The organism is Mycobacterium sp. SMC-13 (genome assembly GCF_045311035.1).
Taxonomy (GTDB): Bacteria; Actinomycetota; Actinomycetes; order Mycobacteriales; family Mycobacteriaceae; genus Mycobacterium.
This window is the reverse complement of sequence record NZ_JBJIAI010000057.1, coordinates 1-8912: the sequence shown is the minus strand read 5'-3', so window position 1 is coordinate 8912 and position 8912 is coordinate 1. Positions and strand designations below refer to the sequence as shown.

Genomic DNA, 8912 nt, shown 5'->3' with positions numbered 1-8912 from the left:
GTCAGACGGCGATCAACACACCGAAACGGAGGTCGCCTGAAACACCCCGATCCACAGGTATTGACAATTGCTCGGCCGCACTGGGTGCCAAGGCTAGGCAGGCTGTGATCGGGATATTCAGTCGCGAACGGTAGCCAGCCCGATGTGTTTGTCTCACAACTGGATGTATCCGTGCGGGTTGGGGGTGTCCACCCAGAGGTCGACGCCGAGGTCGGAGCCGGGCACGCAGTCATAGACCGACAGATCGGTGACACCGTTGTCGAGCAGGACGTCCTCGCACAGCAGGCTCTGCCCGGTGTACTCGCGCGCGGGCTTGTTGAAGATCGTGTACGCCGCGTCGGCGTAGACGTCGGGTTTGCGGGCGCGGCCCATCGCCTCGTCACCGCCCAGCAGGTTCTGCACCGCGGCGGTGGCCACCAGGGTGCGCGGCCACAGCGTGTTGGAGGCGATGCCCGCTTCCCGCATTTCTTCGGCGATGCCCAACGCGCACAACGTCATTCCGAATTTTGCCATCATGTAGGCAGTCGGCTTGAGCCATTCGGACTCCAATCGGAGCGGCGGGGACAGGGTGAGGATGTGCGGGTTCTCGCGGCCCTTCATGTGCGGGATGCAGGCCTGCGACACCGCGTAGGTGCCGCGGATCTGGATGCCGTTCATCAGGTCGAAGCGCTTGAGCGGCACTTCCTCGATCGAGCCGAGATTGATCGCCGAGGCGTTGTTGACGCAGAGGTCGATGCCGCCGAATTGGGCGACCGCTTGATCGACCGCCGAGGCCACGGCGTCGCCGTCGCGGACGTCGCCGACGATCGGCAGGGCTTGGCCGCCGGCTTCCTCGATCTCCTTGGCGGCGGTGTAGACGGTGCCTTCGAGCTTGGGGTCGGGGTCGGCGGTCTTGGCGACCAGCACGATGTTGGCGCCGTCGGCAGCGGCCTTCTTGGCGATCGCCAGACCGATGCCACGGCTGGCACCGGAGATGAACATAGTCTTCCCGGACAAAGATGTTTGCACCATGACGCGAAGATACGGTACTGCCTACCGACGGCGATATCAAAATTGGTTGCGATCTACAGGTCTCATGCAAATCCACATGTCCGCAGCTGGGCCTTACCCCCGTGCGTTGGACGTACTCAGTTCCGGGTTTGACCCCGGGGCCGCATAGCCAACGAAGCGGTCGCAGCCCAGGACCGGGGTATCGGCCTTAGGCAACGCCCACCGATAGCAGAGGCTCATCCTCGGGCCGCCTCGAACGATCGGCCGCGAGGTCATTGACTGCACGTGCGGTCAGTGAAATACTCGCTTCGCGGTGCTTCCCCTGCAGGGAAGCGCCCACATTCCAGGAACTCCCCGGATGCAACCGGGGTCTACCGAACCGAAGCACGATGCTCGTGTGGTCAAATCCAGCTGGCATCGCCATTGCCGAAGGAGCAACGATGGATCGTTCCGCGTTTATCCCAGAGTTCTTTTCCCATGTGGACGCCAAGGAGTTCAACTGGGTGAAGGCGCAACTCGCCGATGACTGCCTCATCGCCGACCCCGGCATGTGCGCGCGCGGACCCCAAGCAGTCGTGGACTGGATGTCCAGCTTTATGCGGGCGTTTCCCGACATGCAGCACAGGCCATTCCAGATCCTCGCAGACGACGACCAAGCCGCATTCCTCATCGAGATAACCGGCAACCACACCGGCTCACTGGCCTTGTCTGACGGCAACGTCCTACCGCCGACCGGTCGCGCACTCAAACTGACTATCAGCGAGTTTTGGAAGTTCACCGAAGGTAAGGTCAGCGAGTACCGGGTGATCTATGACAGAATCGAATTCCTGGCGCAGATCGGCATCGACGCGGTACCCGCAGCGCAATAGGGACCACCGAGATCGAGTTCGACAACGTCGCACTTGTGGTTCAGTCCCCACAGGACGGCGGCGTTAGTCCTCACCGATGGCCTTTTCGTCAGATCCGTTCTGGTAGAGGCGAGTTCGACGTCGGTGGCGATGGTGATGTCGCGGATTGCGCGGCATTGCTTGACCAGGAGGCGTCACCTGATTACGCGCCGTGTAGCGGTGGCGACCATTCAGCGGGCCACGGCCAATGTGGTTTTGCGAGCCTTCGCGTTTGCCATCACTTGCTGCGAGATGGTTGCTCTTCCGACTTTGGCGAGCGCGAGGCGATCCCACCATTACCCGCCGCCCGCGCCTCGACGCCTGTTCAATGACGGAACCAACCGGTCATTTGAGGCACTGGAGTCGCGGTGCCATCGCAGTGAACGGCAGGCCGTATATCACCCGCGCGTTGTCACCAATGGTTCGACCACCATCCCTGCGGGACACTACTTTTCGAATGAAAGTGTCACCGTTGAAGCCAAATTCTAGACCTTCATTGGCATTGAGGTGAGCCCGTTGTAGTGGTCCAGTTGTTGTGCGACTCTGTTGCCCGGTCTGCGGGCAAGGAAGAATCGACGACGACATGGCATCGAACAAGCGCCGGCGGCACACCCCGGACCAGATCATCCGCAAGCTGGCCGAGGGCAACAAACTCCTCGGGACCGGCCAGGAGCTGGCTGAGGTGTGCCGGCACCTGGAGATCGCAGAGTCCACGTGGCACCGCTGGGTGGCCCAGTACGGCGGCATGAAAGCCAACGAGGCCAAACGGCTCAAAGAACTCAAGGCCGAGAACGCCCGGCTCAAGAAGCTGGTCGCAAACCAGGCCCTTGACATCGACATGCTCAAGGAGATTTCAGCGGGAAACTTCTGACCCCGAACCGCAAGCGCAGTGCCGTTGCGGCGCTGCGCGAGCGGTTCGGGGTGTCTGAGCGCCGCGCCTGTGTGGTCGTCGGTCTACACCGCTCGACGATGAGGCTGGCACCGGTGCCGGTGACCACCGAGGAGGCCGAACTGCGGGCCTGGCTGCGTCGATTCTCCACCGACCGGCCCCGCTGGGGGTGGCGGCGGGCGGCGAGGATGGCCCGCCGGGCCGGCTGGAAGGTCAACCACAAACGTATCCGCAGGCTGTGGCGTGCCGAGGGTCTGCGGGTCCCTCAACGTCGCCGCAAGAAGCGGCTGACCGGCATCGGGGTCGCCGTGGGTGCAATGTCTCCAATTCGTCCGAACGTCATCTGGGCGATGGATTTTCAGTTCGACACGACCGCAGATGGCCGCACCCTCAAAATGCTCAACGTGATCGACGAGTTCACCCGCGAAGCACTCGCGATCGAAGTCGGCCGATCCATCGATGCCGATGGTGTCGTCGATGTCTTGGATCGACTGGCCCTCACGCACGGGGCGCCGCATTACGTGCGCTTCGACAACGGGCCTGAGTTCGTGGCGCACGCCGTGTCCGATTGGTGCCGATTCAACGGTGCCGGTTCACTTTTCATCGATCCCGGGTCGCCGTGGCAGAACGCGTGGATCGAGTCGTTCAACGGCCGGCTCCGTGATGAACTGCTCAACGCGTGGCGATTCGACTCGCTGCGCGAAGCCCGAGTGATCATCGAGGACTGGCGAGCCGATTACAACGCCAACCGGCCCCACTCCGCCCATGGTGAGCTCACCCCAGAGGAGTTCGCTCTACAGTGGCCCACGACCCACCAACCCCAAGTTGCATAGCGACTGGACCACCGAATGGGTCCCCCTCAGCATAGCCGGAATGTCGGCGCCACTCAAGAGGTCGACAGCATTCACCCCCGCCGAGGCGGATCAAAGTCGCGGCGGTTCCAGCATGTAGATATTTGCCGTAACGCTTGCATGCCCAACAGCACCTGTGCATACTAACCCTACGCACGGTCGGTACTCGGGCAATTGGTCTCGCGGACGTCCCCGACGCGCAGGCATTGATGCCGCGCGTAGCAATCAGGAGGATCCAACAATGTTCACTTCCACCCCGTTTGGTCTACGCTGCGGCTTCCGATGACAATCTCCGAATCCGGCTCCGCGACAACGGGAACCCGCGATGCCATAGGCGAGGTTGCGGATGGGGCGCGCAGGTACATTGCGTCCCACCCGTTGATGTCGCTGGGGACATTGGGCGGACAGGCCGTACTGGCGGTGCGCACTGTTCAGTGCTTGTTCACCGATGCACTCGCTCGCCGCTTCCAGTTCCGAGAGTTCATACAGCAGGCCGCATTCATGGCCTCAACAGCCTTTGTCCCAACAATATTCGTGACGATTCCGATCGGTGTAACACTGGCGATCCAGTTCAGCTTGTTGGCAGGACAAGTGGGCGCAACGTCGCTGGCGGGAGCTGCCACAGGGCTCGCAGTCATCCGCCAAGGTGCGCCACTCGTTGCAGCTGTCTTGTTGGCAGCCGCGGTAGGTTCGGCAGTCTGCGCAGACCTGGGATCCCGAACGATGCGTGAAGAGATCGACGCGATGACGGTGATGGGAGTTTCGCCGATCCACCGCCTGGTAGTTCCGCGTTTTGCGGCTGTGATCATTGTGGGAATAGCACTGACTGGCTTAACCAGCTTTGTAGGCTTCCTCGCCGGCTACACATTCAACGTCTACATGCAAAACGGCACGCCGGGATCTTTTGTCGCGACGTTCTCCTCGTTCGCAACGATCGGCGACCTGCTGTTGGCGCTCGCCAAGGCCGTGGTCTTCGGCGCCATTGTGGCGATCGTGAGTTGTCACAAAGGCTTGAGCACTCGCGGTGGGCCCGCCGGAGTCGCCAACTCGGTGAACGCAGCAGTCGTCCAGTCGATACTGCTACTGATGACTGTCAACGTGGTCATGACCCAGCTGTATATCATCGTTTTCCCCAAAGCGAGTTTCTAGCCCATGACGGCACCCACTTGGTTCCGCCCGCCAGGGACGCAGATGGTGGCAAGCTCCGCGCTCGTCGCAGGACTGCTCGTGGCAAAAGCTGGCCACATCAGCTACTTCTTCCGCAACATCCTGTTATCGATCCCCCTTGTCGTGCGCCGCTATCGAAAAGAGTTCACGCGGGTACTGGTCGATATCAGCTGGGGCAACGGCTCGATTGTGGTCGGTGGCGGGACCATAGGCGTTGCGATCGTGTTGGGCGCCACAGCGGGCGCGCTGATCAGCGTAGAGGGATTCAACGCCTTGAATCTGCTTGGGCTGGGCCCAGCCACCGGGCTGATTTCCTCGTTTGTCGGTACCCGTGAGCTGGCGCCTGTGATGATTGGGTTGGCATTCGCGACCCAGGCAGGCTGTCGATTTACCGCACAATTAGGCGCAATGCGCATCAACGAGGAGATCGATGCCCTTGACACCCTTGGCATCAACTCAGTTGCATACCTGGTAACAACCCGAGTGGCCGCGGCTGTCACAGCCGCCGTTCCGCTATTTCTCGTATGTCTTGCGGCGGCGTACCTTTCGGCTGAAATGGTTGCGGCGGCGGTAAGCGACCACTCTGTCGGTACCTATATGCACTACTTCAATCTGGCTGCAAGCGGACGTGACGTCTTCTTTGCCGTGGTCAAGGCCGTGGTGTTTGTCTTCGCAGCATCCACAATGCAGTGCTACTACGGCTACTACGCGAGCGGTGGCCCAGCCGGCGTCGGTGTCGCCGCCGGGAGGGCGATGCGCGCCAGCATCACTGTCGTGATCATCGTGAACATGCTTCTCACTATGGCGCTTTGGAGCGTCGACTCTGGCGCCAGGTTCGGAGGGTAGCGTGACAAATTCCTTCGACACTGACTCCCGCGGCCCATCCAATCGGCGTCTGTTCGTCGCGGGAGTTTGCTTTCTCACCGTCATCGGTAGCGTCATCGCGTTGTGTCTCATGAAGTCTCAAGGAAGGCTCGACAACATAGTTCGTGTGACCGCTGAGCTGATGAACGTGGGCGACGGTCTTCCTGCGAAGTCAGATGTCAAGTTTCGAGGCGTACTTGTAGGCGAAGTTAGCGACGTCGAGCTTTCCGGCGTAGGACGACCGTACATTGTTCGAATCAACCTCAAACCCAATCATGCATCCAGCATCCCCGACACGGTCACGGCGCGAGTTGTTCCGTCCAACGTCTTCGCGGTTTCGTCGGTGCAATTGGTCTCGAACGGGCTGGACCTGTCTCCGCTGCGCTCTGGCTCAGTGATACGCGAGGATCACACCCTACCCACGGTGTTGTTCCAGTCTTTGTTAACCAAAGTTCGCGAATTACTCAAGTCAGTGAGCCGAGATGACAACGACAACACCATCGGTGTGCTCGCAGCTCTCAGCGGCGCGGCCGAAAGCCGCGGCAGTAGCATCCGTGCGGCGGGCAGCGACCTCCACCACATTGTTACGCAGCTGAATAATGTTGTCGGCGATAACAATGACCCCACCACCATATCGGCACTCGCGACTGCGGCCAATGCGCTACGACAAGCTGAGCCAGTTCTGAGCGACGCTCTCGACGAGGCGATCGCACCCATGCGTGCACTGACCGAAACGCGATCTCAGTTGACTAACTTGATCTCGGCAGGCACCAATACGACTACAACACTTGGTGAGGCGTTCGATAACCACACCGACCGTCTTATTGCCATTACCACCCAGTTGACCCCTGTTATCGGCACGCTCGCCGACAACTCCGATGAATTCACACCGATCGCAACCAGGATGACGAGAATGGCCGAACGCGTCGAGGCCAATTACGACACCGAAAGACACAACTACGTCATCAAGGCAATCGTCAGTCTGGCGCCTTTCCGACAATACGTCCGCGCTGATTGCCCCCGTTACGGAGAACTCGAGGGGCCAAGTTGTCAAACAGCGCCAGAGGTACCGACTGCGCCCGATCTGTTGCCGGCATTAGGATCAATGGGAATCCCACCACCGAATGGGATCACGGAGAATCGACCGAATCTTGCTCCACCGCGTGATTCGGTTCGGCACGCCGGCGACGTACCTGGCGGGATTCCTCCGAGCGCTCACCCCACCCCTGGCCCGCCAATCTCAGATCCCGGCAGTTCGCTCGCGCCCACGGAAGCATCGGCCCCAGAAACAGTGATTACGACTCCTTCTGATAAGCCCGAGGAGGCCTCGTCCGAAACGTTCGGGCTGCCACAGAATTACGAACAGGAGTACGGAGGGAGTGTCGGCCCGGTCGGCAGCGTCGCCGAGAACTCCCAGTTGAGCCAAGTAGTAGGCCGCGAGGCCGATTCGGCAGTTCAACTTCTACTCGGACCGGTGTTGCGGGGCGCGGCGGTACACATCACTCCGGACACAGGAAGGTAGAAGATTGAGCATCCGAAAGTCATCGATCGGTCTTGTCATCTTTCTGGTTTTGTGCATATCGGCCACGTGGCTCGTATCTGTGACGTTGCTGCGCCAGGTCAGCGGGCCAGTCGCTACCTATTCGGCGATATTCACGAATGTCGCCGGCCTACATCCTGGAGATGACGTTCGAGTCGCGGGTGTACGCGTCGGCCGTGTAGATGAAATCTCACTGGAGAAAGATGCCCTGGCAAAAGTAACGTTCCGCGTCCAGCGGGAGCAAACCCTTTACACCGACACCGTTGCATCCGTCACCTACCAAAATATCGTCGGACAGCGTTATATGGGCCTGTCTCCTGGCCAGGACATTAGTCGGCGCATCCTCGGTGATCACGGTCAGATACCCGTCGAGCAAACCGAGCCATCATTTGACATTACTCACCTGTTGCGTGGATTTGAACCGCTCTTCGCACTGCTCGATCCGAGTCAAGTAGAAAATCTCACCAACGGAATTATTCAAGCTTTGCAAGGGGATAGTGGCTCGGTCCTTGCATTGATCACGCAGACATCCGCTCTGGCTGAGCTGTTCGCTGGCCCCGATCAGCTCCTGGGCGAGGTCATCGCCAATCTGAATAACACGATGACCATGCTGGCGAACCAAAACGCCAATCTTCAATCGATCATCACCCATACCCGCGAGTTGATGGTAGGGCTGGGGAACCGGCGCGCAGATTTGGCTGCAGCGGTCGGTTCTATCGCCACAACTGTGAACAGACTTGGGGCGATATCGGCCAGCATACAGCCAGACCTCAGCGCAATGATGACACGAGAGCCCGGCCTCTCCGCACACCTCACCGCCGACGCTCGTGAGCGGTTCTCATACTTCGGCGCAAATTTGCCAGCCATGCTTAAAGGTGTCGCTCGCTCGATGCAATCCGGTGCCTACGTCGACGTGTATGCGTGCGACATGAATATAACGATCTTCGATTTCCTCGGTCGGCTCGTCCCTCGAATCGTGCGAGCTGCGACCCCCGGCAACACCATCAAGAACACCCCGATCTGCAGGTAGGTCCAGAATGATCATCAGACGAGCACTCGGGCGCCTAAGCCTCACGCGCCCCATTGAGGACTACAACAAGATTGCCATCGGCACGGTCGCACTGGTCGTCATGGTTGCGGTAGTGGGCGCAGTTGCCTTAACGGGCGCATTGAATCTCGGCAAGACGATATATCGTGCCGAATTCGCTCAAGCAGCCTCTGTACGCGAGGACGACCCGGTAACCATCGCCGGTATCTCCGTCGGCCATGTCGATGCCCTCACGTTGGCCGGCGATCGGGTTGAGATGAGATTGTCGATCGACAAGGGCGTCTACCTGGGCAGCGATACGAAGGCGGCTATCAAACTCACTACCCTACTGGGGTCCCGCTACATCGAGTTGACTCCCGGCCGTTCGGGCAGCCTCCAAGGCCACACGATCCCTCTCTCCAATACGTCGGCGCCTTATGACCTACAGACTGCCTTAGCCGATGCCACAACGACGTTCGATCAGGTTGATGCCGATCAAATCGCCAACTCATTGACCACTGTGTCGCGCAGCCTTGACGGTCTTCCTCAAGCGTTGCCTGACGCACTGCGGAATCTGAAGTCGCTGTCCCGCATCATCTCCGATCGGCGGGGTCAGATTGGGAGTAATTGTCAATACCTGTGGATTGGTGTTTTTCAGGCGACCTCCGTTCCGGTCGGGGTGGCCGGGTTGTCGGCC

General features: G+C 60.0%; 8 protein-coding genes. 7 read left to right on the top strand and 1 reads right to left on the bottom strand.

Going from position 1 to position 8912, the window contains the following annotated elements; all coding sequences use genetic code 11:
• Window positions 1-153: 153 nt before the first annotated feature.
• Window positions 154-1011 carry an NAD(P)-dependent oxidoreductase gene (locus ACJH6I_RS31245; RefSeq protein WP_080989681.1) on the bottom strand — a complete coding sequence of 286 codons (858 nt, stop codon included), beginning with the start codon at window positions 1009-1011 and terminating at the stop codon, window positions 154-156.
• Window positions 1012-1430: 419 nt separating this feature from the next.
• Between ACJH6I_RS31245 and ACJH6I_RS31240 the strand changes: the two genes are divergently transcribed.
• The 7 genes from ACJH6I_RS31240 to ACJH6I_RS31210 all read left to right on the top strand — a co-directional run.
• A complete protein-coding gene (locus ACJH6I_RS31240; RefSeq protein WP_047040111.1) occupies window positions 1431-1859 on the top strand; it encodes an ester cyclase in 429 nt (142 codons plus the stop codon).
• A gap of 601 nt (window positions 1860-2460) precedes the next feature.
• Window positions 2461-3599 (top strand): IS3 family transposase gene (locus tag ACJH6I_RS31235; RefSeq protein WP_109976586.1). Its coding sequence is split into 2 segments (ribosomal slippage): window positions 2461-2731 and window positions 2731-3599, totalling 1140 coding nucleotides; the frame shifts between segments, so codons are not numbered across the junction.
• A 300-nt stretch (window positions 3600-3899) separates the two neighbouring features.
• Window positions 3900-4766 carry an ABC transporter permease gene (locus ACJH6I_RS31230; RefSeq protein WP_047040105.1) on the top strand — a complete coding sequence of 289 codons (867 nt, stop codon included), beginning with the start codon at window positions 3900-3902 and terminating at the stop codon, window positions 4764-4766.
• A 3-nt stretch (window positions 4767-4769) separates the two neighbouring features.
• Entirely contained in the window at window positions 4770-5630 is an 861-nt protein-coding gene (locus ACJH6I_RS31225; RefSeq protein WP_052773256.1) for an ABC transporter permease, read from the top strand.
• Window position 5631: 1 nt separating this feature from the next.
• Entirely contained in the window at window positions 5632-7170 is a 1539-nt protein-coding gene (locus ACJH6I_RS31220) for an MlaD family protein (RefSeq protein ID WP_074413391.1), read from the top strand.
• 4 nt (window positions 7171-7174) lie between these two features.
• Window positions 7175-8218, top strand: a complete 1044-nt coding sequence (locus ACJH6I_RS31215; RefSeq protein WP_064895165.1) for an MCE family protein — start codon at window positions 7175-7177, stop codon at window positions 8216-8218.
• Window positions 8219-8225: 7 nt separating this feature from the next.
• A partial coding sequence (locus ACJH6I_RS31210; protein ID WP_406785173.1) for an MCE family protein occupies window positions 8226-8912 on the top strand: 687 nt, incomplete at its 3' end.